The 25562-nt window shown below is 70.3% G+C and carries 29 protein-coding genes and 1 pseudogene; 20 read left to right on the top strand and 10 right to left on the bottom strand.

Annotated features, from left to right (window positions below; translation table 11 throughout):
* Positions 1–10: 10 nt before the first annotated feature.
* Both C8D87_RS06230 and C8D87_RS06225 read left to right on the top strand, forming a co-directional pair.
* A complete protein-coding gene (locus tag C8D87_RS06230; RefSeq protein ID WP_112225853.1) occupies positions 11–403 on the top strand; it encodes an NlpC/P60 family protein in 393 nt (130 codons plus the stop codon).
* Positions 404–454: 51 nt separating this feature from the next.
* Positions 455–871, top strand: coding sequence for a tetratricopeptide repeat protein (locus C8D87_RS06225; RefSeq protein WP_112225852.1), 417 nt, complete (start codon positions 455–457; stop codon positions 869–871).
* Here the strand turns inward: C8D87_RS06225 and C8D87_RS06220 are convergent.
* Genes C8D87_RS06220 through C8D87_RS06210 form a run of 3 tightly spaced genes read right to left on the bottom strand, consistent with a single transcriptional unit; the run spans position 857 to position 4226 of the window.
* Positions 857–2476 (bottom strand): SDR family oxidoreductase, encoded by a 1620-nt coding sequence (locus C8D87_RS06220; RefSeq protein ID WP_112225851.1) that lies wholly within the window; start codon positions 2474–2476, stop codon positions 857–859. The genes C8D87_RS06225 and C8D87_RS06220 overlap by 15 nt on opposite strands.
* Positions 2473–3369, bottom strand: a complete 897-nt coding sequence (locus C8D87_RS06215; protein ID WP_112225850.1) for a PDR/VanB family oxidoreductase — start codon at positions 3367–3369, stop codon at positions 2473–2475. Before C8D87_RS06215 ends, C8D87_RS06220 begins: the two co-directional genes overlap by 4 nt.
* Positions 3369–4226 carry a metal-dependent hydrolase gene (locus C8D87_RS06210; protein WP_112225849.1) on the bottom strand — a complete coding sequence of 286 codons (858 nt, stop codon included), beginning with the start codon at positions 4224–4226 and terminating at the stop codon, positions 3369–3371. Before C8D87_RS06210 ends, C8D87_RS06215 begins: the two co-directional genes overlap by 1 nt.
* 70 nt (positions 4227–4296) lie before the next feature.
* Between C8D87_RS06210 and C8D87_RS06205 the strand changes: the two genes are divergently transcribed.
* On the top strand, positions 4297–4908 hold the full coding sequence (locus C8D87_RS06205) for a TetR/AcrR family transcriptional regulator (RefSeq protein ID WP_112225848.1): 612 nt from the start codon (positions 4297–4299) through the stop codon (positions 4906–4908).
* On the opposite strand, the gene C8D87_RS06200 is transcribed toward C8D87_RS06205, so the two are convergent.
* Positions 4853–7543, bottom strand: a complete 2691-nt coding sequence (locus tag C8D87_RS06200; RefSeq protein WP_112225847.1) for an AfsR/SARP family transcriptional regulator — start codon at positions 7541–7543, stop codon at positions 4853–4855. The two genes, C8D87_RS06205 and C8D87_RS06200, sit on opposite strands and share 56 nt — an antisense overlap.
* A 63-nt stretch (positions 7544–7606) precedes the next feature.
* On the opposite strand from C8D87_RS06200, the gene C8D87_RS06195 reads away from it, so the two are divergent.
* Complete coding sequence (locus C8D87_RS06195; RefSeq protein ID WP_112225846.1) at positions 7607–8134, top strand: DUF4386 domain-containing protein; 528 nt, start codon at positions 7607–7609, stop codon at positions 8132–8134.
* On the opposite strand, the gene C8D87_RS06190 is transcribed toward C8D87_RS06195, so the two are convergent.
* Positions 8109–9062, bottom strand: coding sequence for a class I SAM-dependent methyltransferase (locus C8D87_RS06190; RefSeq protein WP_146771634.1), 954 nt, complete (start codon positions 9060–9062; stop codon positions 8109–8111). The genes C8D87_RS06195 and C8D87_RS06190 overlap by 26 nt on opposite strands.
* A 167-nt stretch (positions 9063–9229) precedes the next feature.
* On the opposite strand from C8D87_RS06190, the gene C8D87_RS06185 reads away from it, so the two are divergent.
* From C8D87_RS06185 to C8D87_RS06175, 3 genes and pseudogenes are all read left to right on the top strand, one after another.
* Positions 9230–9763, top strand: a complete 534-nt coding sequence (locus C8D87_RS06185; protein WP_112225844.1) for a hypothetical protein — start codon at positions 9230–9232, stop codon at positions 9761–9763.
* Positions 9744–10387: pseudogene (locus C8D87_RS06180) on the top strand (response regulator transcription factor). The gene C8D87_RS06185 and the pseudogene C8D87_RS06180 overlap by 20 nt, the downstream one beginning before the upstream one ends.
* Positions 10384–11946 (top strand): sensor histidine kinase, encoded by a 1563-nt coding sequence (locus tag C8D87_RS06175; RefSeq protein WP_112225843.1) that lies wholly within the window; start codon positions 10384–10386, stop codon positions 11944–11946. The pseudogene C8D87_RS06180 and the gene C8D87_RS06175 overlap by 4 nt, the downstream one beginning before the upstream one ends.
* Here the strand turns inward: C8D87_RS06175 and C8D87_RS06170 are convergent.
* Positions 11927–12763, bottom strand: coding sequence for an SGNH/GDSL hydrolase family protein (locus C8D87_RS06170; protein ID WP_112225842.1), 837 nt, complete (start codon positions 12761–12763; stop codon positions 11927–11929). The genes C8D87_RS06175 and C8D87_RS06170 overlap by 20 nt on opposite strands.
* A 188-nt stretch (positions 12764–12951) precedes the next feature.
* Between C8D87_RS06170 and C8D87_RS06165 the strand changes: the two genes are divergently transcribed.
* Positions 12952–13455: an AAA family ATPase gene (locus C8D87_RS06165; protein ID WP_170166321.1), complete on the top strand. Its 504-nt coding sequence runs from the start codon at positions 12952–12954 to the stop codon at positions 13453–13455.
* A gap of 49 nt (positions 13456–13504) precedes the next feature.
* Here C8D87_RS06165 and C8D87_RS06160 read toward each other — a convergent pair whose 3' ends face one another.
* Positions 13505–13951 (bottom strand): ribonuclease domain-containing protein, encoded by a 447-nt coding sequence (locus C8D87_RS06160; RefSeq protein WP_233441926.1) that lies wholly within the window; start codon positions 13949–13951, stop codon positions 13505–13507.
* Positions 13952–14090: 139 nt separating this feature from the next.
* On the opposite strand from C8D87_RS06160, the gene C8D87_RS06155 reads away from it, so the two are divergent.
* The gene (locus C8D87_RS06155) at positions 14091–14921 is read left to right on the top strand and encodes a cellulose binding domain-containing protein (RefSeq protein ID WP_112225840.1); all 831 of its coding nucleotides are present in this window, start codon (positions 14091–14093) and stop codon (positions 14919–14921) included.
* Here C8D87_RS06155 and C8D87_RS06150 read toward each other — a convergent pair whose 3' ends face one another.
* On the bottom strand, positions 14922–15734 hold the full coding sequence (locus tag C8D87_RS06150; protein ID WP_112225839.1) for an alpha/beta fold hydrolase: 813 nt from the start codon (positions 15732–15734) through the stop codon (positions 14922–14924).
* Between the two features lie 85 nt (positions 15735–15819).
* Positions 15820–16392 (bottom strand): TetR/AcrR family transcriptional regulator, encoded by a 573-nt coding sequence (locus C8D87_RS06145; RefSeq protein WP_112225838.1) that lies wholly within the window; start codon positions 16390–16392, stop codon positions 15820–15822.
* A 108-nt stretch (positions 16393–16500) separates the two neighbouring features.
* Between C8D87_RS06145 and pcaH the strand changes: the two genes are divergently transcribed.
* Genes pcaH through C8D87_RS06110 form a run of 8 tightly spaced genes read left to right on the top strand, consistent with a single transcriptional unit; the run spans position 16501 to position 21711 of the window.
* Entirely contained in the window at positions 16501–17238 is a 738-nt protein-coding gene (gene pcaH / locus C8D87_RS06140) for a protocatechuate 3,4-dioxygenase subunit beta (protein WP_233441925.1), read from the top strand.
* The gene (gene pcaG / locus C8D87_RS06135) at positions 17231–17725 is read left to right on the top strand and encodes a protocatechuate 3,4-dioxygenase subunit alpha (protein WP_109636314.1); all 495 of its coding nucleotides are present in this window, start codon (positions 17231–17233) and stop codon (positions 17723–17725) included. The genes pcaH and pcaG overlap by 8 nt, the downstream gene beginning before the upstream one ends.
* A 2-nt stretch (positions 17726–17727) precedes the next feature.
* The gene (locus tag C8D87_RS06130; RefSeq protein ID WP_233441924.1) at positions 17728–18915 is read left to right on the top strand and encodes a lyase family protein; all 1188 of its coding nucleotides are present in this window, start codon (positions 17728–17730) and stop codon (positions 18913–18915) included.
* Positions 18905–19660 carry an alpha/beta fold hydrolase gene (locus tag C8D87_RS06125; protein WP_112225837.1) on the top strand — a complete coding sequence of 252 codons (756 nt, stop codon included), beginning with the start codon at positions 18905–18907 and terminating at the stop codon, positions 19658–19660. The genes C8D87_RS06130 and C8D87_RS06125 overlap by 11 nt, the downstream gene beginning before the upstream one ends.
* Positions 19657–19998 carry a carboxymuconolactone decarboxylase family protein gene (locus C8D87_RS06120; RefSeq protein WP_109636492.1) on the top strand — a complete coding sequence of 114 codons (342 nt, stop codon included), beginning with the start codon at positions 19657–19659 and terminating at the stop codon, positions 19996–19998. Before C8D87_RS06125 ends, C8D87_RS06120 begins: the two co-directional genes overlap by 4 nt.
* Positions 19995–20450 carry a CoA-transferase gene (locus tag C8D87_RS06115; RefSeq protein WP_325049625.1) on the top strand — a complete coding sequence of 152 codons (456 nt, stop codon included), beginning with the start codon at positions 19995–19997 and terminating at the stop codon, positions 20448–20450. Before C8D87_RS06120 ends, C8D87_RS06115 begins: the two co-directional genes overlap by 4 nt.
* Positions 20423–20548 (top strand): hypothetical protein, encoded by a 126-nt coding sequence (locus C8D87_RS48500; protein ID WP_267899834.1) that lies wholly within the window; start codon positions 20423–20425, stop codon positions 20546–20548. The genes C8D87_RS06115 and C8D87_RS48500 overlap by 28 nt, the downstream gene beginning before the upstream one ends.
* Positions 20545–21711 carry a 4-hydroxybenzoate 3-monooxygenase gene (locus C8D87_RS06110; protein ID WP_112225836.1) on the top strand — a complete coding sequence of 389 codons (1167 nt, stop codon included), beginning with the start codon at positions 20545–20547 and terminating at the stop codon, positions 21709–21711. The genes C8D87_RS48500 and C8D87_RS06110 overlap by 4 nt, the downstream gene beginning before the upstream one ends.
* Before the next feature lies 1 nt (position 21712).
* Here C8D87_RS06110 and C8D87_RS06105 read toward each other — a convergent pair whose 3' ends face one another.
* Positions 21713–22969 carry a molybdopterin molybdotransferase MoeA gene (locus C8D87_RS06105; protein WP_215732192.1) on the bottom strand — a complete coding sequence of 419 codons (1257 nt, stop codon included), beginning with the start codon at positions 22967–22969 and terminating at the stop codon, positions 21713–21715.
* Between the two features lie 62 nt (positions 22970–23031).
* Here C8D87_RS06105 and C8D87_RS06100 point away from each other — a divergent pair, with 62 nt between their 5' ends.
* Genes C8D87_RS06100 through fdhD form a run of 3 tightly spaced genes read left to right on the top strand, consistent with a single transcriptional unit; the run spans position 23032 to position 25512 of the window.
* Positions 23032–24279 carry an MFS transporter gene (locus tag C8D87_RS06100; protein WP_112225835.1) on the top strand — a complete coding sequence of 416 codons (1248 nt, stop codon included), beginning with the start codon at positions 23032–23034 and terminating at the stop codon, positions 24277–24279.
* Positions 24276–24818, top strand: coding sequence for a hypothetical protein (locus C8D87_RS47470; RefSeq protein WP_233441923.1), 543 nt, complete (start codon positions 24276–24278; stop codon positions 24816–24818). Before C8D87_RS06100 ends, C8D87_RS47470 begins: the two co-directional genes overlap by 4 nt.
* Positions 24712–25512, top strand: coding sequence for a formate dehydrogenase accessory sulfurtransferase FdhD (gene fdhD / locus C8D87_RS06095; RefSeq protein ID WP_233441922.1), 801 nt, complete (start codon positions 24712–24714; stop codon positions 25510–25512). Before C8D87_RS47470 ends, fdhD begins: the two co-directional genes overlap by 107 nt.
* Positions 25513–25562: the final 50 nt, after the last annotated feature.

The raw sequence follows: 25562 nt of genomic DNA, 5'->3' as shown, positions 1-25562 counted from the left end.
CCGCAATTGCGTGGCGCCCGGCGGGCAGGGCGGCATGGTGTTCGGCTACCACCTCGGCGTGCCGATGGTCTACGACGACACCGCCGACTTCGACGGCACAGTGCTCCCGCGCAGGTCGCGCGACATCGGCCCGAGCGGTCCCGGTGTGATCGTGCACGGTGACGGGACGTTCGCCGACATCCAGGTGGGTGACCTGGTGCTCTTCGACGCCGACCAGGAGGTGGTCATCGGCAGGCTCGACCACGTGGGCGTGTACGTGGGGCGTGACCAGGACGGCCGGTACCGGTTCGTCTCCAGCCGCAAGACGGTGAACGGGCCGACGATCAGCGACCTCGGCGGTGCCTCCACATTGGACGGAACAGGCACCTGTGCGCGCTCGCTCCGTCTCGTCCGCCGGATCTGACGGGAATACGTGCCGCCGGACGACGTTGTACGCGTCCGGAAGGGAGGTTCGATGAGCGACAACTTCAACGCCTACCAGCCGAACGGTGAGGTGGCGGAGGACCGCTGGGTCACCGCGACGCGCCTGTTCGACGCCGGTCACGTGGAGACCGCGGCCGACAAGTGGGAGCGGGCACAGCTGCTGTTCGCGTCCAAGGACTACACCAGGGCCGCGCAGCTGCTGGCCGAGGTCGTGGAGGAGGTGCCGTTCCAGACGGACCTCTGCCTGCTGCTGGCCCGCGCCTACTACCACTCGGCCCAGCTGGCCAAGGCGGAGGCGCAGCTCCGCGCGATCGTGGACCGCGACCCGGTCGAGCACTACGCGCACCTGCTGCTCGGACGGACGCTGGAGCGGCACGGACGGCCGGAGGAGGCCGCACCCTGGCTCCGGCTCGCCGCCGCGTTCGGCGGCGAACTAGCCGACGTCTAGTTTGGCGAACGCGCGCAACAGGCCAGGAGCGACGCGGCTCGCGAGTCGTGCGGCCTTCGCCTCCGCAGTCACCGGGACGACCGGGCGGTTGCGGCGGACGGCGCGGACGATCTCCTCGGCCACGCCCTCCGGCCCGAAGCCGCGCCGCGCGTAGACGCGGGACGCACGGGCCTGCTTGCGGCTCTGTTCCTCGGCGCTGACGCCGGAGAACGTCGTGGTGGCCGTGATGTTCGTGTTCACGAGCCCGGGGCAGATCGCGCTGACGCCGATGGCGTGCGGCGCGAGCTCGGCCCGCAGGCAGTCCGAGAGCATGAACACCGCGGCCTTGCTGGTCGCGTACGCGGAGAGGATCTTCGACGGCACGTAGGCCGCCGCCGACGACAGGTTCACGATGTGACCGCCCTCTCCGCGTTCGACCATCAGCTCGCCGAACGCGCGGCAACCGTGCACGACGCCCCAGAGGTTGACGTCCAGCACCCGTCGCCACTGCTCGGTCGACGTGGAGAGGAACGACCCGGAGTGGCCGATGCCGGCGTTGTTGACCACCACATCGGGCACGCCGTGCTCGTCGGCGACCTGCCGCGCCCAGGCCTTCACCGCTTCCTCGTCGCGCACGTCGACCTCGTAGGCGTGCCCGCCGACCATGCCCGCGGTCTCCCCGGCCGCGGTGAAGTCCACATCGGACACCAGCACCTTCGCGCCGGCCTCGGCGAACGCCACCGCGGTCGCCCTGCCGATGCCGCTGCCGCCACCGGTGATCACGACGAGCTCACGTGGGGGAGCGGAGTCGCCGATGAACTCGCCGATCATCCTGCTGAGCTGCTCCGGATGGCTGAGCGGCGCCCAGTGCCCTGCGGCGATCCTGCGGCGGCGCAGTGACGGCACCCAGCGTTCGAGGTCCAGGGGCTCGGTGCGGATGTAGCGGTCACGGGTCGGCTGGATGACCTGCACGGGCATGGGTGCGATGCGGTGCCGCGGGTTGCGCATGACCTGCCGGATGTTGGCCCGGTACAACGAGATTCCGCGCACCGCGTCCCGGGTGATCGTCCTCGCGGGCTCGGCTTTGACGCCCTCCAGGCGCCTGAGCACGTCTCCCCAGCGCGGGCCGAGGTAGAGGCGCCAGAACAGCGGCGCGAGCACCGGAAGGTGGAACGCGCCGATGTACCAGGACCTCGCGAACTGCCGGACGTGCGCGACCGACAAGCGTTTGCGCGACCAGTGGCCCATGTGATCGAGGCACGGCCCGGAGATCGAGGTGAACGTGGCGATCCGCGCACCGGGCGTGGTCACCGCCTCCCACGACTGGATCGAGCCCCAGTCGTGGCCGACCAGGTGCACCGGTTCGTCCGGGCTGACCGCGTCGATCACCGCGAACAGGTCGCGCGCCAGGTGTTCGAGCCGGTAACCGTCCTCAATGGAGGGTGGCGTCGACTCGCCCGCGCCGCGCACGTCGTAGGTGACGACCCGGAAGTCCTTCTCCAGGATCGCCGCCACGCGGTCCCACACGGTGTGCGTGTCGGGATATCCGTGCACCAGGACCACGGTCGGCCCGGCGGTGCCGCGCACCTGAACGGCGAGCTCGACTTCTCCGGAACGCACCTTCACAGTTCCTCCACGACTAGCCGGTCACCGGTTGGCCTGTCCACGCAGATCCGCACGCCGCCGACGTCGCACGTGCCGCAGAACCCCTGCCGGCACGAGTGGGCGACCGACGGCCGGAAGTCCCTGATCACGTCGAGCGCTGACCGGTCGGCGGGCACGTGCAGGGATACCCCGCTGCGGCGCAGCTCCACCGTGAACGGCCGTCCGCCGGTGATCGGCGGCGGGCTGAACCGCTCGAAGTGCAGCCAGCGCCCCGAGAACTCGGCCCTGACCTGGTCGAGCATCGACGCCGGGCCGCAGCAGTAGACCGCACCGCCGGGTTGAGCGTCGTCCAGGAGTGGTCCGCCGCGCCCGATCCTGATGTCGACGTGGCCGATGGGCAGTTCGTCGAGGAACGGCATCGCCGTGGTCGACCGCCCGCAGTACACGAGCCGCCAGTCGAGGCCGGCTTTCGCGGCCGCGTGGACCATCGGCAGGATCGGCGTGATCCCGATGCCGCCCGCCACGAACACGACAGGTCCGATGCCGGCGAACGGAAAGGCGTTGCGCGGTCCTCGTACCCGGACCCGGTCGCCGACGTGCAGCGACTGCACCTCGCGTGACCCTGCGCCGACCTCGCGGACCGCGATCCGGTACGTGTCGTCTTCCGGGTTTCCGCACAGCGAGTACTGGCGGCGCAGCCCGGACGGCAGGTGCAGATCGAGGTGGCAACCGGGCTGCCACGCGGGCAGCCCGGTTCCTCCGAGTCTGAGGCTCACGACGCCGTCCGCGACCCGTTGGCGTTCGACCACGTTGAGCCACAACGCATCCCGCGCCGTGCCCGGACGCGCCCTGCCGCCGATCCTGAGCACCGCGGCGTCGTAGAAGGTGCCGAACCAGGTCAGTCCGCGCAGCATCAGTGCGCCTCCCGTGCGGCGGGGGAGGAGGCCAGATAGGCGATGGCCTGGCTCGTCGATCCCTCCTGCTTCGGGTGGTAGGCGGGGTGGAAGTACCGCAGAAACGCCCGGAGGATCTCCGACAGCTTCGGCAGCAACCCGCGCCGCCCGGCCCGCATCGCCTCCCGCCAGGTGAGCCGCGCTTTCGTCGTCTTGTCGGCCTTGACCATGAACCGCGCACCCCGCACCCACAGCCAGAACAGCACGGGCGCCACCAGCAGCATCGTCCGCGCCCGGCGCACGTAGCGGCGGTCGAGGTGGCACATCAGGTCGTACGCGACGCTGCGGTGCTCGACCTCCTCGGCGGCGTGCCAGCGCAGCAGGTCCAGCATCACGGGGTGGATGCCCGCCCGGTCGAGCGCGCCGGCGTTCAACATCCAGTCGCCGAGATACGCGGTGAAGTGCTCGACGGCCGCCACGATCGCCACCCGCTCGATGAGCTGCTCGCGCGCCTGTTCCTCGCCGAGCCCGGCCGTGGGCCCGAGGGTCCGGCGGAACACGTGCTCCATCTGCCGCGTGAACGGCCGCGGGTCCAGCCCGTTGGCGAGCAGGTGGTCGAGCACCTCGCTGTGCGCCTCGGCGTGCATCGCCTCCTGCCCGATGAACCCGAGCACGTCCTCGCGCAACGTGTCGTCCGTGATCAGCGGCACGGCCTGCTGGAACGTGCGCACGAACCACCGCTCGCCCTCAGGCAGCAGCAGGTGCAGGACGTTCATGACGTGCGTGGTCACCGGCTCGTCCGGCACCCAGTGCATCGGCAGCGTCGACCAGTCGAACTGCACGTCACGAGGCTGCAGTACGAGGTTGTCCGGCTCCATCGCGTACCTCCAGCAATTACTACGCCCGCGTAGCTTTGTGAAAGCTACGCCACCGTAGCAATATGGACCCGTGAGCACAACGCGCCGGAAGTACGCCCGCCGCCTGCCACCCGAACAGCGCCGCGAGCAGCTGCTGGACGCCGCCCTGAGCCTGATCCCGGCAGGCTTCGACACGGTGACGATGGAATCGGTCGCCAAACAGGCCGCCGTGACCAAACCCGTCCTCTACGACCTCTTCGCCAACCGCTCCTCCCTGATCAGCGCCCTGCTGGAACGCGAGGCGACCCGCGCCACCGAACAGGTCCTCGCCGCCCTCCCGACCGACTTCGCCACCCGCTCCCCGGACGACGCCTTCGCCGACGCCGTCCGCGTCTTCGTGAACGCCGTCGTGGAGGCACCGGACCGCTGGCGTCTCGTGCTGCTCCCGCCAGAGGGCACGCCACGCGAGTTCCGAGCCCAGGTCGAGCTGGTGCGCGCGGGGGTGCTGGCTCAGATCGAGGACCTGGCGGCTCTGGGGGTGAAGGAGCTGGGCGGCCTGGACGACCTGGACTCGGCATTGCTGGGTCACGCGATGCTGGCGTTGGCCGAGATGTCCGGTCGTCTTGTGCTGACGGATCCGGAGAAGTTCACGCCTGACCGGCTGGTGGCGTTCGTGACCCGGATCGCGCACGGGCTGCGTTGAGCACCTGACGCATGTGGTGCAGCGCCTCCCGGTCGCTCATCCCCGGCGCGGTCGTCGTGATGCCGCTGACGAGCCGTTCCGCGGCCAGCGCCCCGAAATCGTTGGCGTGCTTGAGGTAGCCGAGCATCACAGCCGCTTCCCCGCGCAGCCTCACCTTGGTGATGGCGATGAACTCTACCGCCACCACGCTCGCCGCCACCACGTTGCCGGTCTCCAGCAGCTCGTCGATGTGCTCCGCGAGCAGCTCGAACGCCCGCCGCTCGTCCCCGCGCCGAAACGCCGCCCGAGCCCGGGTCGTCCTGGTGGCCGACAACGTGCCCGCCGGCAGCTCGACGTCCGCCGCCTCGTCGAAGAACGGCTCGGGATCGCGCCCCTGGAACATCGCCGAGTAGCCGAGCGTCTGCAGCGACCAGTGCAGCAGCGTCGGCGGCCCCTGCGCGCGATACCGGACGGCGAGCTCGGCGACCTTCCCGTCGACGTGCTCGAACTGCCCGACGCCGATGAGCGTGCCCGCGGGCATCAGCTCCAGGAACGCCCTGAGGTCAGGCGAGTCCACCGAGTCCAGTGCCTCGGGCAGGCACCGCGCGAGCTCGTGCCCGTCCCCGGACGAGTAGGCGCGCGCATAGCGGCCGAGCGGGTGGTCCGGCACGTCGGGCAGCTCGGCCGGCCTGGAACCCTGCGTGTTCCGCTCAGCCACCCACACCAGCCAGAACGCGCGCAAGCTCGCCTCGACGCCGCCGGGACTGTCAGACCCACCCGCTATCGTTGATTTTGGGGGAACCCGGCCGACGTCGTGTGTGTGGTGAGCCGCCATAGGGGGCAAGAGCCGCGAGGCCCGGTCACCACCGCTCAGGAGCCGCTCGGCCCAGTCACCGATCTCCCGTCGTCCCCGCAGTGGCAGCTCGGTCACGACCGGCCGGATCAGTGCGGCGGCCAGCCCGAGATCCGCCCGCTCGAACGCCCGGGCCACGGCCACCCGCAGGTTCGGCCACAGCTCGGCGAGCCGCCCGACCCCTTCGGCCTCGCGTGGCCCGGTCAGCAGCTCACCGACGGCCGCAACCTGCCGCAGACACCAGGAAGCGTGCGCGGCCACCGCCTCGGAACGATCACCGAGCTCGGCGGAGGCGAACTGCCGCAACGGCTCCAGCAACCGGAACCGCCGCCCGAACGGTCCAGCGTGGACAGCAACCATCGAACGCTCGACCAGATCCGCGAGCACGTGATCCTCCGCCACCGCGCTCAGGTCGAACGGCGCCGCGAACACCGACAGCCGGCAGAACAGCGAACGCTCAGCAGTCGACAACAGGCCATAAGACCACTGAATCGCCGACCGCAACGTCCGATGCCGAGCCACCCCGGTCCGCCGCACCCCGATGTCCAGTCGAGTCAGCAGCTCGGCAGGCCGATGACTCCGCACCCGTGCAGCAGCCAGCTCAATCGCCAACGGAATCCCATCGAGCCGTGCACAGAGCTCGGAAACAAAGGCATCCCGCACGTACGTGGGATCTGCAGCGCGCGCACGTACGTGAAACAGCTCAACGCTCGCAGCGAGGTCCAACGGCTCCACAACAACAACCTGCTCGTCAGCAACAGCAAGCCGCTCTCGAGAGGTAGCCAGAACCTGCACCGAAGAACACACAGCAGCAGCGAACGCCGCCGCCCCGTCAAGCACGTGTTCGCAGTTGTCCAGCACCAACAATGAAGGCCGAGCGGCAACCACCGCCTGCGCCACCGTCAGCCCAGGCCGCTCGACGATCCCCAACGCATCCGCGACGGCCCACGGCACGTCAGCAGAAGACGTGATCTCCGCCAACGACACGAACGCCCCGCCAAGGACGGAAGCGAGCCGCGTCTTCCCGATCCCGCCCGGCCCCACCAGCGTCACGACCGGAGACCGCTGCAACGCCTCCGCAACAGCCGCAAGATCACCGGAACGCCCGATCAACACCGGAGCCGGGACCGGAGCATGCGCGAGCACCTGCTGCTCCACCGCACGCAACTCGGCCCCCGGCTCGACCCCGAGCTCATCAACAAGATGCTGCCGAACCCGTTGGTACACCGCGAGAGCGTCGGCCTGCCGACCGGTCCGATAGAGCGCCGTCATCAACAACGCCGCGAGGCGCTCACGTGTCGGATAGTCCGCCACGAACGACGACAGCTCACCTACAACAGCACGCGGATCCGCCGCCACACGACGCGAGAAGTCCATCTCGACCGCGCTCAGCCACTCCTCGACCAGCCCGGCTACCGCCGCCGCCAACCCCGGCGCCTCCAGGCCGGCCAGCGGCACCCCGCCCCACTCCGTCAGCGCCCCGGCGACGTCACCGGCCCGCAGACATGAGCGAAACCGCGACACGTCAGTAGCCGCGTCGAGCCGATAAGCCGCGCCAACCCGCGTGATCACCGAAGCCCCGAGCGACTTCCGCAGCTGCGCAACGTGCCACTGCAACGCCTTCGAAGCCGAAGCGGGCGGCGAATCACCCCACACGAGATCAATCAGCCGTGACACCGGCAACGGCACGCCCGCGGACAACGCCAGTGCCGCCAGCACCGTCTGCGACCTGGGCGAACCGATGTCGACCGGCTCGCCGTCGCCGGTGGTGGCGCGGACACCACCGAGCAAACCGATCCACACTCGCGAATTCTCACACACCACACGCACACCAGCCGCACACCAGCACGAGCCAATCTCAGCGCCATGACAGCACGTGTTGTTGGTTCCCTCTTCATCACCGCCACGGCCGCCGGAGTGGTCAGCGCGTCCACACAAGGCACCACCAGAGGCCTGATGGTGTTCCTCATGGCAGTGGCCATCGCCTTCATCGCACCAACGCTGTTCCCTGTCCTCAAACAACACGGCGAAGGCACCGCGATGGGGTACGTCGTCGCGAGAACGTTGGAAGTCGTGTTCCTGATGACGGCCATAGCACCGATCGCGGGCCTGCAGATCGACGACCTGTGGGGCCACGCCAGCGCCATCTACTTCTGTGTCAGCGTCGTGCTGCTGAACGTTCTCCTGTTCCGGTCGAGGCTGGTGCCGCGGTGGATCTCCATGTGGGCGTTGGTCGCCGTGGTGCCGTATCTGGCCGGTGCCGTGCTCGTGCTGCTCGACGTGCTCACCCAAACGCAGGCTGGCGCGCTCTTCGTGCCGTTGGCGGTCAACGAGATGGTGCTCGCGGTCTGGCTGCTGGTGAAGGGGTTCAGCGCCGAGCTCGAACGTGCGTGAGCAGCGCCAGCCCGGTCGGATCAACGCCCACCGACACGTCGCAACCCGGCAGCAGAGCCCGGACGGCCGCCTCGTCGCGCTCGATCAGCGACCACTCCATCAGGTACTCCAACGACCACCGGAACGGGTTCCCCACACCGGTGCAGGAGAAGTAGAACGTGCCGCCAGGACGGCACAGCCGAGTCAGCACTGCCTCGGTCAGACGGACGGCCGCGCGGTCGTTGAAGTAGTCGTACAGGCCGTTCACCAGCACCAGGTCGAACGGCCCGAACTCGGCCAGCGCGCCCAGAGCGCGGAAGACGTTGCCGTGCACAACGGTGGTGAAGTCGTTGAGCAGGCCGAGGCGTTTCTGCGCCAGCGACAACGCGTCCGGGTCCACGTCGGTGAGCACGAACCGGTCGCCCGGCCGCACGATGCCCGGCGGGATGTGCCGCAGCTCGGGGGCGGCTCCCGACGCGATCAGCAGCACCGAGCGCGGGGCGTTGCGCGGTGCGGTCAGCACGTCGCTGATCAGCCGAGCCTGGTGCATCACCCGGTTGCGCAGCTGCTGGGTGATCGCCGAGCTCTGCAGGCTGGCCTCGACGTGCCAGGCGAGGGTGCCCGGCGCGGCGGCGTTGGCCTGGGCCAGCACGTGCTCGATCAGCTGGTGGTCACCGGGATAGCCGCGAGCCCACTCCTGTTCGCTCCGCATGAACGGGGAGCGGGCGCACGCGGACCGGGCCGGCTGGACGATCGCGGCGATGTCCTCGTCCGGCACGCCCGCGAGCACGCTGGCGCCGATCTGCGTGCCGAGCGTGCGGAACCGGCCGCCGACCAGCATGTGCGTCGCGGGATCGGTGAGGTCGAACTCCTTCTCACTGCGCAGGAAGCCGTCGACGGCGTCGCTGAGCCGGTGCAGGGCGTCCATGCTTTGCGGGAGCACTGTCATCGAACACTTCCTCGCTGCGGCAACCGTTCCAGAGCCTGTCAGCCGGCGCCGCCGACCGACAGAGGCTTTCGGGTAATACGGGGCCAACCCTGCTTTCAGTTCACGGGTTGTCCTCGTGGTCCCGCGGAGCGGTACAGCGAACCCTGGGAGTCACTCGGAAGGAGACGATGATGGAGTGGCTCAACGAGCTCGCCGCGTGGGCGTGGGCACGGCACCACAACGAGCTGAGCTGGTACATCCGGCCGCTGTTCCTGCTGCCGTTCGCGTACTTCAGCTACAGGCGCAGCGGGTGGGGCATCGCGGTCACCCTCGTCGCACTGGCGACGAGCATGGCGTGGTTCCCCGCGCCGGAGCACCCGGCCCCCGGCGCGATCGAGTTCCTCGCCGCCGAGCGCGAGTACCTGCTGGGGGAGTGGACGCTCGCGAAGATCGCCGTGGCTCTCCTCGTCCCGGTGATGCTGGGCGGGCTGGCGGCGGCGTTGTGGCAGAGGTCGCTGATCTGGGCGCTCGTCGCGATCAACGGCGGTGGGCTGTCCAAGATCGTGTGGTCGTTCGTGGTGAGCGACACCGCCGGCGCGATGCAGCTCTTCTACCCCGCGGCGGCAGGACTCGTCGTGGTGAACGCGGTCGTGTTGTTCATGTGGCGGCGCAGGCGGGTCGAGCACGTGGTTCCATCGCCCCATGCGGGTAGCACTGGCTGACGACGCGGCGCTGTTCCGCGAGGGTGTCGCGCGTTTGCTCACCGACGCGGGGTTCGAGGTGGTGGCGAAGACCGGTGACGCGGCCGAGCTCCTGGCTCGGGTGCGCGCCGCCCCGCCGGACGTCGTGGTCGTGGACATCCGGATGCCGCCGGGCTTCTCCACCGAAGGGCTCGACGCCGCGCAGGAGATCCGCAGGAACCACCCGGACGTCGGGGTGCTCGTCCTCTCCGCGCACGTCGAGCCGCACTACGCGTTGCAGCTGCTCGACCAGGAGGCGCGTGGCGCCGGCTACCTGCTCAAGGATCGGGTCACCGACCCCGCCGAACTGGCCGACGCGGTGCGCAGGGTCGCGGCGGGCGGGCTCGTGATCGACCCGGCGTGGTGGCGACGCTGGTGGGACGGCGGCGGGTCGACGACCCGCTGGAGTCGTTGTCGGAACGCGAACGCGAGGTGCTCGCCGTGATGGCCGAGGGACGGTCGAACCAGGCGATCTGCGAGCGGTTGTTCCTGAGCCCCAAGACGGTGGAGGCGTACGTGCGGTCGGTGTTCACGAAGCTCGGCCTGCGGCAGGGGCCCGACGACAACCGGCGCGTGCTGGCAGTGCTCGCCTACCTGCGCCGATGAGAATCCTCTGGCTGGGCACCGGATTCCTCGCGCTGGGCGCGCTCGTCTGGGGCGGCTACGAGGTCTCGGTGCCCGCCGTCGTGCTCAACCTCGCGGTGGGGTTGTCGTTCATCGGCGCGGGCCTGGAGGCGGCGGACCGGCGCCCGGACAGCCGCAGCGGGCAGCTGATGATCGCGGTCGGGCTGGCGTGGTTCGTGCGGCTGGCCGGGGCGGTCGAGAACGACGCCGCGTTCGCGATCGGGGTCGCCACCAAGACGTTCTACCTCGCGGTGCTCGGCCACCTGCTGGTCACCTTCCCGACCGGACGCATCACGAGTCGTTGGCAGCTCGTGGTGGTGAGCGTCGCCTACTTGCTGACGGTGCCGGTCAACGTGGGCTATCTGCTGGTGACGCCGTTGGAGCCGCAGAACATCGTGGTGATCCGTGAGGTCTCGGCTCCGGACGTCCCCGCGGTCGCGGTCGTCGTCATGACCAGCGGGATCGTGCTGTTCGGTGCACTGCTCGCGCGGATGATCACGCGCTGGCTGCGGTCGGGCAGCGTGGCACGGCGCGATCTGGGTCCGGTCGTGTGGGGTGGCGCGGCGATCGGGCTGACCGTGGTCGTCACGTACCTGGCGGCGTTGCTCGGGTTGCCGCCGGGCGTGCAGGCGGCGTTGCAGTGGTCGACCGAGGTCGTGCTGGTCGGATGGCCGCTGGCGTTGCTCTACGGGCTGCTGCGGGCGCGGCTGGACCGGTCCGCGGTGGGGGAGCTGGCCGTGTCGCTCGGCGCCGGGCTGCCGGACGACCTGCGCTCGGTGCTCGCGAGGACCCTGCACGACCCGTCGCTGGAGATCGTCTACGGCGAGGTGCCGCCTGCTTCGCGCGGTGTCACCTACCTCGAAGCCGGTGGCACGCGGCTGGCGGCGCTCGTGCACGATCCCGCGCTGGATCCCGCTTTCGTGCGGGCGGTCGCGGCGAGCGCGGCGCTGGCGGTGCAGAACGAGCTGCGGCTGCGGCGCATCGTGGCAGCGGCCGACGAGGCACGCCGCCAGGTCGAACGCGATCTCCACGACGGCGCGCAGCAGCGGCTGGTCTCGGTCCTGCTCACGCTGAAGCTGGCCGAAAGCTCACCCGAACTGCTGGCCGCCGCACGCGACGAGCTCGCCAAGGCGCTGGACGAACTGCGCGAGCTGGCCCGCGGCATCTACCCCGTCCTGCTGACCGACGCCGGACTCGGTCCCGCACTGATCTCGCTCGTCGAACGGTCCGCGGTTCCGGCGGTGCTGGTGGGTGTGCCGGAGGAACGGCTTTCGCCTGTCGCGGAACGGACCTGCTACTTCGTGATCGCGGAGGCGCTGACGAACGCCATCAGGCATTCACAGGCCCGCGAGGTGAGGATCGAGGTCACCTGCGTGGACGGGCTGGTCACGGTCGACGTGAGTGACAACGGGAGCGGTGGCGCCTCTCGGCTGCGCGGGCTGGACGACCGCGTGGCGGCCGTGGGCGGACGGCTCACCGTGCACTCGCCCGTGGGTGAAGGAACTAGGGTGCGGGCGGAGTTCAGCGACCCGCGGCGGTGACGGCCTCCGCGATCGCCTGGTGGCCCGCGGGCGTCGGGTGCACGTCCGTGCGGTCGCAGAAGTAGGTGAGCGCACACACCTTGGCCACCGAGGCGGGGATCCGGCCGTACTTCGGGTCCTGGGTGAGGTCCGTCAGCGCCCCGTAGCCGCCGGTCGTGTTCGTGACGTCGGCGAACTTCGCACCGAACTCGGCGTACACGGCGGCGATCTTGCTGTTGAAGTCCTGGAACATCGTGACCGACAGGCGCGCGATGTTCTTGCCGTTCGGGATCGACGGGTTCACCCACGCCCCGAGGAAGATGTCCGGGTAGGTCAACCCGACGATCTTCACGTCCGGCGCGGCTTCGCGGAGCTCGGCGAGCGCCGCGGCGACGTTGGTCGTGATGGCGGTGACGGTCGTGGTCGCGCACTGCAGCGGGTCCTGGGCGATCGCGCACGGCGCCAGGTCGTTGCCGCCGATCACGATGGTGACCAGCCCTGCCTTCGTGGCGCGCAACGCCTCCACCGCCGCGTCGAGCTGGGTCCTGCCACCCGCGTCCTGGCCGCACGCGGGTTTGGTGCCGAGGTCGGCGGAGGTGGCGCCGTTGCAGGCGAGGTTGATCAGCTTGAGCCCGGACTGCTTCGCGACGATCTGCGCGAAGCTCTCGCCGGTGCCGCCCGGAGCGAAGCCGGTGGCGTAGGAGTCACCGATCGACACGTAGGTCTGCGGAGGCGGTGGGGTGCTGCTGGACGCAGGCGCCGGGGCGGGTGCCGGCGGGGTCGACGTGCACGCGGTCAGCGCGGTCAGCAACGCCACGACCAGGGCAAACCTCGGCACACCCGCTCCTTCTCATCGGTTCCTGATGTGCCGAGGCTACGAAACCGCCCGTGAGGGTGCTGTCAGCGGATTGCCCCGAGAGCGAACAGCGATCATGGGAGCCCGCATCGCTGTTCAGGTGGTGGCATGACGGAGGATGCCTACAGCGCTATCTGAACCTCGAGCCGACCACCGAGTGCCCTCACGTCGTGCTGATCGCGGGCATTCCCGGAGCGCGCAAAAGCACGCTCGCGGAGCCGCTCGCCCGCACTCTGCGCAGGCCCATCGTCTCGATGGACTGGTTGCTGGGCACGATGACGCCGTTCGAAGAGCTGGACGGGTTCGCGGTATCGCTGGTGGACCTGAACGTCGCCGCCTCGATCGCCCGGCACGTCCAGCTCGGGATCGACGTGGTCGTCGACGTGGCCGGGCACACCCGCGCGAACCGGGAACGCCTGCGCGAGCTCACCGAACGGCTCGGCGGCGTGTTCGTCGGCGTCGAGTGCGCCTGCTCCGACGAGAACCTGCACCGCGAGCGGATCGAGGGGCGGGACCGGGGCATTCCTGGCTGGCATCCCACGGTTCCGTGGACGCGCGTCGGGCGGATGCGCGGCCTGTGGGAGCCGTGGGAGGAAGACCACCTGGTGCTCGACTCGGCCGTGGAAACCCCGGAGTCGTCGCTCAAGCGTGCCCTCGGCGCGATGGGGAAGTGAGCCTGGCGGGCGCTGCGGCCGTGGCTCGGCCGCAGCGCCCGGTGCGGCGTCAGAGGCGGTAGAAGTTCCTGTAGTGGTCCGGCGAGAAGTAGACGTTGCCGTTGGTGCGGTCGACGACGATCCGGTACGCGTCCCGGGAGGCTCCGCAGGCGCGCGGGTAGACGTCGAACTCCTGGTAGCGGTGGCCGGACGGCAGCTGGCCCTCGCGGTTCTGGAAGGTGCCGCCGGCGAAGTTGCACTGGCCGTTCGGCCAGTCGTACCAGTCGCGGACGCTCGGGTACCCCATCGACGACCAGGTCGAGTTGGCGGAGCGCGCCGCGGAACAGCGCGTCTGGGTGCAGGAGCTGTAGACGGCCGCGTCGGCGGCGGGCGTCACGACAGTGGTCACGCCGAGCACGGACGCCACGATGGCGAGAGCGGCGAGCAGACGATGTGCCCAGTGCGGTTGCAGGGTTTGCACTTCAAGACCTCCGTCGGCAGGGATCATGGATGCCATGATCTTGTCCATTGGTCACCACGGGCCGGTGAACGGCTGGTGACCAACCGCGCAACGGCGACTGTGGCCTCTGAACGCCCGAGTTGATCAACTCCGAACAGCCGATTGCACGCGCTGCCACCGGAGATAGATTTGTCCAATGGCAGCACGGAAGCACTTGGTGGTGCTGTTGGCCCTGTTCGTCACAGCCTGCACGGCCGAGCAGGGCGGCACGCCCTCGCCGGCACCACGAGTGTCCTCCTCGTCGCCTTCGGAAGCGGAGCCGTCCACAAAGGTGCGTGCCGTCATCGACGGCCGCACCGTGGAACTCGCGGACGGCACCCGCGCCCGGATCTCGTTGCTCGCCGAGCCGCCATCGTGCGCCGCAGCCGCGGCGCTGGACTTCACGACGAAGACGTTGCTGGACAAGGAAGTTCGTGTCTCCAGCATCACACCCGGCGAGGTGTCGCTGATCCTGTCCGACGGCACCGACTTCGCGTTGCTCGCCGTTCGCAGCGGCATGCTGCGCACCACTGGAGTGGACGGCGGCCCGCTCACCGAGGCGGAAAGCCAGGCGTCGCAGGCGAAACTCGGGCTGTGGGCGCAGGAGTGTCCAACCTCGACACCCGCACCCGCACCGCCCTCTCCTTCCTCGACCGCTCCTCCCGCTCCGCCTTGTGTTGTCGTGTACCGGGTCAACAGCGAATGGCCCGGTGCGTTTCAGGGTGAGGTGACCGTGCGCAACGCGAGCGGTGAGCTGATCAACGGCTGGACGTTGCGCTGGCGCTATGCGGATGGGCAGACCGTGACGCAGATGTGGAATGCCGCGGTGTCTCAGTCGGGTGCGGACGTGACCGTCACGAACGCCGGCTACACCGCGTTGATCGTGCCTGACGGTTCGGTGTCGCTCGGGTTCAACGCCTCTGTCAGCGGTGCCAACTCCGTGCCGGACTCGTTCACGCTGAACGGAGCGGCCTGCACGGTGGGATGATCAGTTCGCCTGCCACCACTCGGTGACGATCCTGGCGTACTCGTCCGCGTTCTCCTCCCACACGAAGTGGCCGGCGTCGACCACGTCGAGCTTGCTGTTCGGCAGCTTGCTGTGCAGGTGCTCGACGTTCGACACCGGGACCACCGGGTCGTGTGCGCCGTTGATCAGCTGGACCGGGGTGGTGATGGCGGGAAGCAGGCCGTTCAGGGTCCGCAGGTCGGTGGGGTAGGCGCGGACGTAGGGCAGCTGCTCCACGAACCGCTGGCCCTGGTAGGCGGCGAGGTAGTCCTGGCGCACCACGTCCGGTAGCTCGTAGCCCTCGATCGCGTCCATGGCGATGGTGACGATGTCCTTGGAGCCCAACGCTTTGTACGGCGCGAGGTCCTCGTCGTGCACCCACTCGTGCAGCGGGGTGCCCAGGTCGGTCGGCACGAGGGCGCCGCCGCTGCCGATGACGACGCTGCGAAACCGGCCGGGGTGGTTCGCCGCGGCGAACAGGGCCGCGCTGGTGCCGATGTCCGGGCCCACGACGTGGGGCTCGGTCAGGCCGAACTCGTCGGCGATGCGCACGATGAACTCGCCCATCGCGCTGGGGCTGAGGAGGTCTTCGCGCAGTTCGGAGTGGCCGAAGCCGGGGAGGTCGACCGCGATCAGGTGCGCGTGCTCGGCCAGGCGCGACCAGGTGGCGTCGTAGGCGTAGAGGCTCTCCGGCCACGGGCTGAGCAGGAGTGCGGCGGGCTTCTGACGGGGGCTCTCGGCGTACCGGATCGACAGGCCGTCGATGGTGCGGAAGCGGGGCTGGATGTCACTCATGACCTCAATATGACCGGTCGTCTTAGTCCCGTCAAGGATTGAGACGACCGGTCATATTTATTCCCGGTTCAGCCTTGCTTCCGGTTCAGTGCAGGACGGTCTCGAACGCGACGGTGAAGAACGCGGCGAACGACGAGCCGTCCTTGGCCGCCCGTTCGCCGACGATGGCGCCTTCCCAGGCGTTGATCAGGAAGCGGCCGAGGGCGCCGGCATCCTGCCGGGTGGTCAGTGAGCCGTCGGCCTGGGCCTCGCGGATCGCCGCGGTGATCGCCTTCGCCCACTGGTCGAAGGCTGCCGCGACGCCCTCCCGGATGGCGGGGATGTGGTCGGCCGCCTCGGTGCTGAAGTTGCCGTACACGCAGCCGCGCTCGTAGCCGAAGTCCTCGATGTCCTGGGCGAGCGCTTCGAAGTGGCTGCGCAGCCGGACCAGCGCTGGTGCCGACGTGTCGGTGAGCTTGTCGAGGTGCCGCGTCTCCCCGTAGCGGTCCATCACGACGAGCGCGAGCGCTTCCTTGCTCTCGAAGTGGTTGTAGAACGAGCCCTTGGGCACACCCGCGCTGTCGGTGATCAGCTTGACGCCGCACGCGTTGTAGCCGTGCCGGTGGAACTGCTCGAATGCGGCTTCGACGATCTGGTCCCGCACGCTGGCCCTGGGCATCCTCCCAATATGGGCGGTCGTCTCGATCGCGTCAAGTCGAGCATGCTTTCCGTTCAGCGGAAGACTTTGGTCGACGGCGTCCGCCACGCGTCCTTAGCGTTTGATCCCGTGACGACCAGTCAGCACGAGATCAGCGACGAGATCGCGAAGATCCATGCCGACGCGCCGGCGGGTGCGCCGCTGCTGGACTTCCCGCCGTACCGCAGCACCTTGTTGCGCCACCCGACGAAGGAGCTCCAGCTCGTCGACCCCGAGGGCGCCGAGCTGCTCGCCCCGGTCTTCGGGCACTCCGACGTGGCACCCGTCGAGGCGGACCTGACCGTCCAGCGCGGAGGCGAGCCCATCGGCGAACGCATCCGCGTCCACGGCCGCGTGCTCGACGGCGACGGCCGCCCGGTGCGCCGCCAGCTGGTGGAGATCTGGCAGGCCAACGCCGCCGGCCGCTACTCCCACCAGGGCGACCAGCACCCGGCACCGCTGGACCCGAACTTCACCGGCGTCGGCCGCTGCCTGACCGACGACGACGGCTGGTACTCGTTCACGTCGATCAAGCCGGGCCCCTACCCGTGGCGCAACCACCACAACGCCTGGCGCCCCGCCCACATCCACTTCTCCTTGTTCGGCACGGACTTCACCCAGCGGCTGATCACGCAGATGTACTTCCCCGGCGACCAGCTGCTGGCCCTGGACCCGATCGCCCAGTCGATCACCGACCCGGCCGCTCGGTCGCGCCTGATCGCCTCCTACGACCACTCCCGGTCCGAGCACGAGTGGCTGCTCGGCTACCGCTGGGACATCGTGCTGACCGGAAGCCACGCGACCTACCTGGAGCCGTCCGATGACTGAAGCGACTCCCGGCCAGACCGTCGGCCCGTTCTTCCACCACGCCCTCGCCTATCCGGGCGACTCCGAGCTGGTGCCCTTCGGCGCGGCAGGCTCCGTCGTCCTGCACGGCCACGTCTACGACGGCGCCGGCGACCCGGTGCCCGACGCGATGATCGAGATCCGGCAGGCCGACGCCTCCGGTGTCGTTCCGGCCGTCGGTGGTTCGTTGCGACGCCGCGGGTCCGCGTTCACCGGCTGGGGCCGCTGCTGCACCGACGCGGCCGGGCACTACTGGTTCAGCACGGTGGAGCCGGGTCTGCCGTTCTTCGCGGTGACGGTGTTCGCGCGCGGCCTGCTCGACCGCTTGTTCACGCGGATCTACCTGCCCGACGCCACCGACGCCGTCGACGGCCTGGTGGCCACGCGCGAGACGGACGGTCGTCTTCGCTTCGACATCCATCTGCAGGGCCCGTCCGAGACGGTGTTCTTCACGTTCCCGCGGACCTGATCGTGCTGCCGGGCTCCTATCGCGCCGCCGGACTGGTCGATCACACGGCACTGGTCCGGGCGATGCTGGACGTCGAGGTCGCCTGGGCACGGGTCCTCGGCACGCCGGTGTCGCTGGGTTCCTGGACACCCGTGCTGGACCCGGCCGAGGTCGAGGCCGCCGGGAACCCGGTTCTGCCTTTGGTGTCGGCCTTGCGATCCCAGGTCTCCGGCGACGTCCACACCGGACTGACCAGTCAGGACGTGCTCGACACGGCGCTGATGCTGCTGGCGCGCGATGTGTTGTCGCGTGTCTCGGCCGATCTGGCGCGAGTCGGTGCCGCGCTCGCCCGGCTGGCTGATGAGCACCGGTCGAGCGTCATGGCCGGACGCACGCTGACCCAGTTCGCCGTGCCGATCACGTTCGGGCTGAAGGCAGCGCGGTGGTTGGTGGGAGTGCTGGACTCCCTCGACGAGTTGGACGCGGTGTCGCGAAACCTGCCCGTGCAGTGCGGGGGTGCGGCGGGCACGTTGTCACGTGCGGCGTCGGTGGTGGACCCGCTTGCGGCGGCTGCTTCGTTCGCCGAGCACCTGGGGCTCGTGTGGCCCGGGATGCCCTGGCACACCTACCGTGCGCCGGTCACGCGTCTCGGGGACGCGCTGGTGCGGACGTGCGACGCGCTGGGCGTGATGGCCGCGGACGTGCTGACCCTGGGGCGGCCGGAGATCGGCGAGGTCCGCGAGGGAGCCGTGGCGGGGCGAGGTGGGTCGTCGACCATGCCGCACAAGCGCAATCCGGTGCTGTCGGTGCTGGTGAACAGCGCTGCTCTGCAGGCTCCGCAGCTCGGGGCGCAGCTGCACCTGTGCTCGGCGCGGGCGGTGGACGAGCGGCCCGACGGGGCCTGGCACGCCGAGTGGCCGGCGCTGCGCGGGTTGATGGAGCTCGCGGTGGTGGCGGCGTCGCAGGCCGCGGAGCTGACCGAAGGGCTTGAGGTGCACGCCGGCGTGATGGCGCGCCGGGCCGCCGAGGCCGCTGAGGATCTGCTGGCCGAGCGGGGTGGCGGCACGGATCCGGCCGCGTATCTCGGGATGGCCGAGTCGTTCGTGGACGAGGTGCTCCGTCGGAATCGATCCCGATTCGGCCCCCTCCGGGGGGAGCACGAGGTCCCCACTCCAATCGTCTCAGAGGGGTCTGACAGAAATGGCGACTGAGCTGAGCTTGACGAGGCTGGCCGGTTCGGAGGCCTCGGAGCGGTTGCTGGTGGTCGGGCCCTCGCTGGGCACGTCGGTGGCGTTGCTGTGGCGGGACTGCGCGATGGTGCTGCCCGGCGAGTTCGAGGTGATCGGCTGGGATCTGCCCGGCCACGGGTCCGGCACGCCTGCCGCGGCGCCGTTCACCGTCGAGGACCTCGCCGGAGAGCTGACCACGTGCGTCGAGGCGCTGGCCGGGAATCGGCCGGTTGTGTACGCCGGGGTGTCGTTCGGCGGCGCTGTCGGGTTCGAGCTGGCGACGCGGGCGGAGAGTCCGTTCGAGGCGGTCGTGTGCATCGGGGCCGCGCCGCGGATCGGGGAGCCCGCGATGTGGCGGGAGCGCGCCGAGTTGGTGCGCAGGGCCGGCACGCCGGTGATGGTCGAGGGATCGGCGCAGCGGTGGTTCGCGCCGGGGTTCGTCGAGCGGGCGCCGCGGGTCGCGGGGGCGTTGCTGCGGGCCTTGGCCGATGCGGACAACGAGTCGTACGCGCTGGCTTGTGAGGCGCTGGGCCGGTTCGAAGCGGGCGAGGCCACCACACCGGTGCGGGTGCTGGTGGGAGAGCACGACGTCGTGGTGTCGCCGGAGACGGCTGACGTGGTGCTCGCCGGGTGTGGGCATCTGCCGCCCGCCGAGGATCCGGCGGGAGTGGCGGCGGTGTTGGTGCGGGTGCTCGAGGAGATGCGGTGTCGTACGACGACGGCATGAAGGTTCGGCGTGAGGTGCTCGGGGACGCGCATGTCGATCGGGCCGCGCCGGACGAGTTCACGCGGGACTTCCAGGACTTCATCACGCGCTACGCCTGGGGCGAGATCTGGACGCGGCCAGGGCTCGATCGGCGGATGCGCAGTGCGATCACGCTCACGGCGTTGATCGCGCGGGGGCATTGGGAGGAGCTCGGGCTGCACGTCGCGGCGGCGCGGCGGAACGGGCTCAGCGTGGAGGAGATCGGTGAGGTGATCCTGCAGAGCGCGATCTACTGCGGGGTGCCGGCGGCCAACCACGCGTTCGCGGTGGCGCGGCGGGTGCTGGAGGAGGAAGCGTGAACGCGTGCGAGGCCGTGGCGGGCACCGCCGACGGGGAGACCGTGCTGATCGGTGGCTTCGGGCCCACCGGGGAGCCGGTGCAGCTGATCGAGGCGTTGCTCGACAGCGGGGCGGAAGGGCTGACGGTCGGGCTCGACCTGGTGCCGCAGGGGAATCTCGCTGAACGGATCAGGGCCGGCGGTGCGGCCATCGGGGCGGGCGCCGGCGAGGGCGCACCGGGCCGGCCGGTTCGGGAACCTCGGACCGATCATGGCCGCCGCGACGACCATCGTCGTGCAGGTCGGGGAGTTCGGGGAAATCTACCCCGAACACGTTGCACGCAGGGCATCTACGTCAATCGGATCGTCCACATCGGACGTGCGGAAAACCGAAACTGCTCGAAGAGTGCACGTATCCGCTCACCGGGCTGCGGTGCGTCAGCAGCGTGTACGCCGGCCTCGCGACCTTCCTGATCACCGAGAACGGTGTCGTCGTGCGCGATCTGCACGGCATCGAGTTCACCGATCTCCAGTCGTTGCTGGACGTCCCGCTCACCAAGGAGCTGTCATGACGCGCACCCAGGTCGGCATCGTCGGCGCGGGGCCGGCCGGACTGATGCTGTCACATCTGTTGTCGCTCAACGGGATCGGCAGCGTGGTGGTCGACTGCCGGACCCGCGTGGAGATCGAGAACACGGTCCGCGCCGGCATCCTCGAAGCCGACAGCGCCCGCTTGCTCGTCGACACCGGCGTGTCCGACCGCGTGCTGCGCGACGGCCATCCGCACGAGGGCATCGATCTGCGGTTCGGCGGCGAGAGCCACCGCATCGACTTCCGCGCGCTGGTGGGCGAATCGGTGTGGCTGTACCCGCAGACCGACGTGTTCGTCGACCTCGCCAACGCCCGTGCCCGCGACGGCGGCGACGTGCGGTTCGGCGTCAGCGACACGTCGGTCGACATCAACGGGCCCGCGATCCGTTTCACCGACAGCGACGGCGTCCACCAGGAAGTCCGCTGCGACCTGCTCGTCGGGGCGGACGGCTCGCGGTCGATCTGCCGCGCCGAAGTACCGGAGTCCGTGCGCACGCACAGCTTCCGCGAGTACCCGTTCGCCTGGTTCGGCATCATCACCGAGGCGCCGCGCAGCGCCCCGGAGCTGGTCTACTCGCACTCGCCGCGCGGGTTCGCGTTGATCAGCCAGCGCACCGAGACCCACCAGCGCATGTACTTCCAGTGCGATCCGGAGACCGATCCCGCCGCCTGGTCCTCGGACCGCATCTGGGAGGAGCTGCAGGCTCGGGTGGCGGGCCCCGACGGCTTCACGCTGAACGAGGGCCCGATCACCGAGAAGACGGTGCTGCGCTTCCGCTCTTTCGTCGCGGAACCCATGCGCCACGGCAACCTCCTGCTCGCCGGCGACGCCGCCCACACCGTGCCGCCCACCGGCGCGAAGGGACTCAACCTGGCGCTGCAGGACGTCCGGGTGCTCGCCGAGGTCATCGAACGCGCGTTGCTGAAGAACGACAGCGACGCGCTGGACGAGTACGGGCCGCGCGCGCTGGAACGCGTATGGAAGGCGCAGCACTTCTCGTACTGGATGACGACGATGCTGCACGCGCTGCCCGGCGCGACCGGCTTCGACGTGCGGCGGCAGCTCGGTGAGCTGGCATCGGTGGTGGGGTCGGAGGCGGGGTCGCGGTACCTGGCGGAGGGCTACACCGGCTGGCCCGCCTGAGTCACAACGGCAGCAGCTCGACCTCGCCGCCCCGGTGGCCGGGCGGCACGACCGCGAGGGCGTCGGCGAGCGCGGCACCCCACAGCGATCCCGGCCGGTCGTGCCCGACGGGGACGCCGGCTCTGGTGACCGGGACCAGGCGCGTGTCGTGAGGATGTGCGCCGGCGTCGCCCAGCCAGGCGGTGACCGGCGCCCGGATCGCCTGACCGCCGAGGGTGTCGAGCAGCGGCCGGAGCAGGGTGAGGACCGCGGCCAGTGCGGCGAACGGGTTGCCCGGCAGGCCCGCGACACAGCGGCCGTCGGGCAGGACGGCGAGCAGCATCGGGTGGCCAGGGCGGCAGGCGACGCCGCTGACCAGCACCTCGGCGTCCAGGTCGGCCAGCACCCGGCGGAGGTGGTCAGCCGGGCCGACGGACGTGGCGCCGCACGTGACGAGCACGTCGGCCTGGTCGAAGGTCAGCGCGTCGGCCAGGGCGGACGGGTCGTCGCGCAGGTGGGTGGTGCCGAACAGGTCGGCTCCGGTGAGCAGGCCGGGGAGCATCGGGCCGATCGCGTCGCGGACCCGGCCGGGGCGGGGCGGGCCGGCGTGGAGGAGCTCGTCGCCGGTCACGACCACGGCGACGCGGGGGCGGCGGTGGACCAGGAGGGTGTCGTGGCCCGCGCCTGCCGCGAGGCCCAGGACGGCGGGGGAGACGAGGGAACCGGCGGGAACGAGCTCGTCACCCGCTGACCAGTCCTCGCCGCGGCGGCGGATGTGCTTGCCAGGTGGACGGTTCGGCGCCTGGTGGGACTCGCCGTGGTCGCCGGGCGGGCGGTTCGGCGCCTGGTGGGACTCGCCGTGGTCGCCGGGCGGGCGGTTCGGCGCCTGGCGGGACTCGCCGGGCCGACGGTCCGCTGCCCCGCCCGCAGCCTCCCGGAGCACCCCGGCCTCGACCGAGCACAGCTCCACCGGGATCACCGAGTCCGACCCGTCCGGCACCGGCGCACCCGTCGCCACCCCGAACGCCTCACCCGCGCGCAGCCGCACCTCCGGCACCGAATCACCAGCGGCCACCCGCCCAACGACGGTCCACGGCCCTGGTCCGGCCACCGCGTAGCCGTCCATCGCCGAGGTGTCGCAGGTCGGCTGGCTCGCCAGCGCCCGCACACCGGACGCGAGGGCCAGGCCGAGCGCGTCCGGCAGCGCGACCTCGACGGCCTCCAGCGGCTTGGCCGCTTCCCGCGCCGTCTGGCGGGCGAGATTCCAGGGCATGTTCATCAGGGCTCCCGTGGTATAGCCTACCTCATACTGTATGCAATCCTCGGGACGGGGTGAAGGGCATGCCAGTCGCGACTTACCTACGTGATCACGTCGGCAGGCTCTACCGGGTGGGGGAGACCGACGTCGAGGTGTCGGGGCGGTCGCGCCGCGCGGTGTTGTGGGCGGCCTGGGCGGCGATGCTCGCGGCCGGCATCGGGCAGTACGGGTTCGGCGCGCTGATCCCTCAGCTGCAGGACCGGTGGAGTGTGCCGGAGTTGTTCTGGGCGCTGGCGCTGTGGACGTTGTGCCAGGCGGGCACGGCGTTTCCGGCGGCCTGGTTGCGGCAGCAGAAGAGACTGACGGCGGCCGGGGCCATGTGGATCGGCGCGGTCCTGTGTGGTGCGGGGCTCGTGACGCTCGGGCAGGGACACCTCGTCGGGTACTCCGTCCTCGGAGGGATCGGCGCGGGCCTCGTCTACGCGACGTGCCTCGGCACGATCGTGCGGTGGTATCCGGAGCGCGTCACCAGGAAGGTCGCCTTCGTCAGCGGGGCCTTCGCGTACGGGTCGGTGCCGTTCGTGCTCGCCGCCGGGTTCCTGCTCGGCGACGTCGGCGGGTTCCTCACGCAGGCCGCGATCGCGATCACCGCGGTGGTCGCCGCGGCCGGGGTGGTGATGAAGGATCCGCCCGAGCACTGGTGGCCGCCGAACGTGTCGCCGCGCGAGTGGGCGCTGGACCGGGCTCGGGTGCCGAACCGGTTCGCGCTCAAGGAGTTCCGCACGCACGAGGCCATGCGGTGTGGCACGTTCTGGTGGCTGTACGGCGGTGTGGCGTTCGCGGCGGCGGTCTCGCTCTACGACCTGGCCTATCTGCCGTTGTTCGTGGGCGACAAGGTGCTCGGGGCGGTCGCGCTGGCGACCCTCGCGGCGGCCACGGGCACCGGGCGCGTGCTCGTCGGGTGGATCTCCGACCGGATCGGCCGCAGGAAGGCGCTGGTCTGGACGCTGGCGACCGGAGGCCTGGCGCAGTTCGTGTTGCTGTACTCCGGCAACGTCATCGGGTTGCTGGTGGGAGCAACGCTCGCGGGACTGGGCACGGGGTGCTGTTACTCGTTGCTGGTCGGCGTCACGCGGGAGTACTTCGGCGAGACGAACGGGGCGCAGAACTTCGGCGTGCTCTACACGGCGAAGGCGGCCGGAGCGCTCCTCGCGGCGATCGTCCTTGCCTCGCAGGGGCCCGAGTTCGCCTTCGTCGCAGCCGGAGTGCTCGGGCTGGCGGGCGCGGTGCTCACGCGACACCTCTCGCAGCCGGGAAGGCCGCGGCTGTGAGCCGGGTACCGGTCCTGACGAAGGGCTGGCACCGGACGCCCGCCGAGGGGTGTTGCCTGTTGGAGCTGACGTCGGTGCTCGCGGGCGAGGTGTGGTCGGACCGACCGGCCTGCGTGCACCCGGTGCTGGCCTGTGTGGCGCGGTGCGTGAACGATCAGTCCACAACGGACGGACGACGCAAGCTGCTGCCGCTCGCCGTCAAGATGATCGGCACGGACAAGGCTCCGGCGGCGGAGGAACTGGTCGCCCATTGCGTGCGCAGGAGCGGGATCACCGCGCGGCGGTGGTGGCCGCGCGGCTTGGTGGTGGCCAGGGCGGTGCGGGCGATGAGCGGGGACGAGGTGTTGCGGCGGCTGCTCGGCGAGTGCGTCGCGATCTGCAGGGAGGCAGGCGATGGGACGGGTGACGAGCAGGCGGCGCGTGGTGCGGCTGGTGGACGACGCGGCCGTCGCGCGGCCGGACACGCTCGCGGTCGAGGAACCGCTGGAGATCCGGGTGCGGGGCAGGTCGCTCGCCGTGACCATGCGTACGCCTGGTGACGACTTCGACCTCGCCGCGGGCTTCCTGGTCGGCGAGGGCGTGGTGCGCAACCCGTCCGACATCGCGTCGATCCGCTACTGCGCGGGTGCCACGGCGGACGGCACCAACACCTACAACGTGCTCGACGTCGGCCTCGCAGAAGGTGTCGCGCCACCGGATCCGTCGATCGAGCGCAACTTCTACACCACGTCGTCGTGCGGCCTTTGCGGCAAGGCCAGCCTGGATGCCGTGCGCACCACCGCGACCTGGCAGGTGGCGGCCGACCCGATCCGGCTCGACCCGAAGCTGATCACCGAGTTCCCGACCAAACTCCGTGCAGCGCAACGGGTCTTCGACCGGACCGGCGGCCTGCACGCGGCCGGGTTGTTCGACGACCGGGGCAACCTGCTGTGCCTGCGCGAGGACGTCGGCCGGCACAACGCGGTGGACAAGGTCGTCGGCTGGGCCACCCGCGGCGGACGGCTGCCGCTCACCGGCACCGTGCTGATGGTCAGCGGCCGGGCGTCGTTCGAGCTGGTGCAGAAGGCTGTCATGGCCGGGATTCCGGTACTCACCGCGGTGTCCGCGCCGTCGTCGCTCGCGGCGGACCTCGCCGAGGAGATGGGCCTGACGCTGGTCGGGTTCCTGCGCGGCACGTCGATGAACGTCTACACAGGAGGCCACCGCCTCGGCGTGACGGTCGGAGCCCGTTAGTCCGTAAGGAGTCCTCCGCGCGGATGATGCCCCGTGGCGGACGCGATCTT

Source organism: Lentzea atacamensis, assembly GCF_003269295.1.
GTDB classification, from domain to species: Bacteria; Actinomycetota; Actinomycetes; order Mycobacteriales; family Pseudonocardiaceae; genus Lentzea; species Lentzea atacamensis.
The sequence above is the reverse complement of the archived record's forward strand: the minus strand, read 5'-3'. Positions and strand labels throughout refer to the sequence as shown.

What these genes read in the sequence shown, in the direction of transcription:
- C8D87_RS06105 (WP_215732192.1), bottom strand. Translation starts at nt 22,969, where the DNA reads ATGAACATGCCCTGGAATCTCGCCCGCCAGACGGCGCGGGAAGCGGCC.
- C8D87_RS06210 (WP_112225849.1), bottom strand. Translation starts at nt 4,226, where the DNA reads ATGGAGCCGGACAACCTCGTACTGCAGCCTCGTGACGTGCAGTTCGAC.
- C8D87_RS06155 (WP_112225840.1), top strand. Translation starts at nt 14,091, where the DNA reads ATGGCAGCACGGAAGCACTTGGTGGTGCTGTTGGCCCTGTTCGTCACA.
- C8D87_RS06195 (WP_112225846.1), top strand. Translation starts at nt 7,607, where the DNA reads ATGACAGCACGTGTTGTTGGTTCCCTCTTCATCACCGCCACGGCCGCC.
- C8D87_RS06160 (WP_233441926.1), bottom strand. Translation starts at nt 13,951, where the DNA reads ATGGCATCCATGATCCCTGCCGACGGAGGTCTTGAAGTGCAAACCCTG.
- pcaG (WP_109636314.1), top strand. Translation starts at nt 17,231, where the DNA reads ATGACTGAAGCGACTCCCGGCCAGACCGTCGGCCCGTTCTTCCACCAC.
- C8D87_RS06110 (WP_112225836.1), top strand. Translation starts at nt 20,545, where the DNA reads ATGACGCGCACCCAGGTCGGCATCGTCGGCGCGGGGCCGGCCGGACTG.
- C8D87_RS06175 (WP_112225843.1), top strand. Translation starts at nt 10,384, where the DNA reads ATGAGAATCCTCTGGCTGGGCACCGGATTCCTCGCGCTGGGCGCGCTC.
- C8D87_RS06145 (WP_112225838.1), bottom strand. Translation starts at nt 16,392, where the DNA reads ATGCCCAGGGCCAGCGTGCGGGACCAGATCGTCGAAGCCGCATTCGAG.
- C8D87_RS06120 (WP_109636492.1), top strand. Translation starts at nt 19,657, where the DNA reads ATGAAGGTTCGGCGTGAGGTGCTCGGGGACGCGCATGTCGATCGGGCC.
- C8D87_RS06225 (WP_112225852.1), top strand. Translation starts at nt 455, where the DNA reads ATGAGCGACAACTTCAACGCCTACCAGCCGAACGGTGAGGTGGCGGAG.
- C8D87_RS06185 (WP_112225844.1), top strand. Translation starts at nt 9,230, where the DNA reads ATGATGGAGTGGCTCAACGAGCTCGCCGCGTGGGCGTGGGCACGGCAC.
- C8D87_RS06215 (WP_112225850.1), bottom strand. Translation starts at nt 3,369, where the DNA reads ATGCTGCGCGGACTGACCTGGTTCGGCACCTTCTACGACGCCGCGGTG.
- C8D87_RS06190 (WP_146771634.1), bottom strand. Translation starts at nt 9,062, where the DNA reads ATGACAGTGCTCCCGCAAAGCATGGACGCCCTGCACCGGCTCAGCGAC.
- C8D87_RS06125 (WP_112225837.1), top strand. Translation starts at nt 18,905, where the DNA reads ATGGCGACTGAGCTGAGCTTGACGAGGCTGGCCGGTTCGGAGGCCTCG.
- C8D87_RS06100 (WP_112225835.1), top strand. Translation starts at nt 23,032, where the DNA reads ATGCCAGTCGCGACTTACCTACGTGATCACGTCGGCAGGCTCTACCGG.
- C8D87_RS06150 (WP_112225839.1), bottom strand. Translation starts at nt 15,734, where the DNA reads ATGAGTGACATCCAGCCCCGCTTCCGCACCATCGACGGCCTGTCGATC.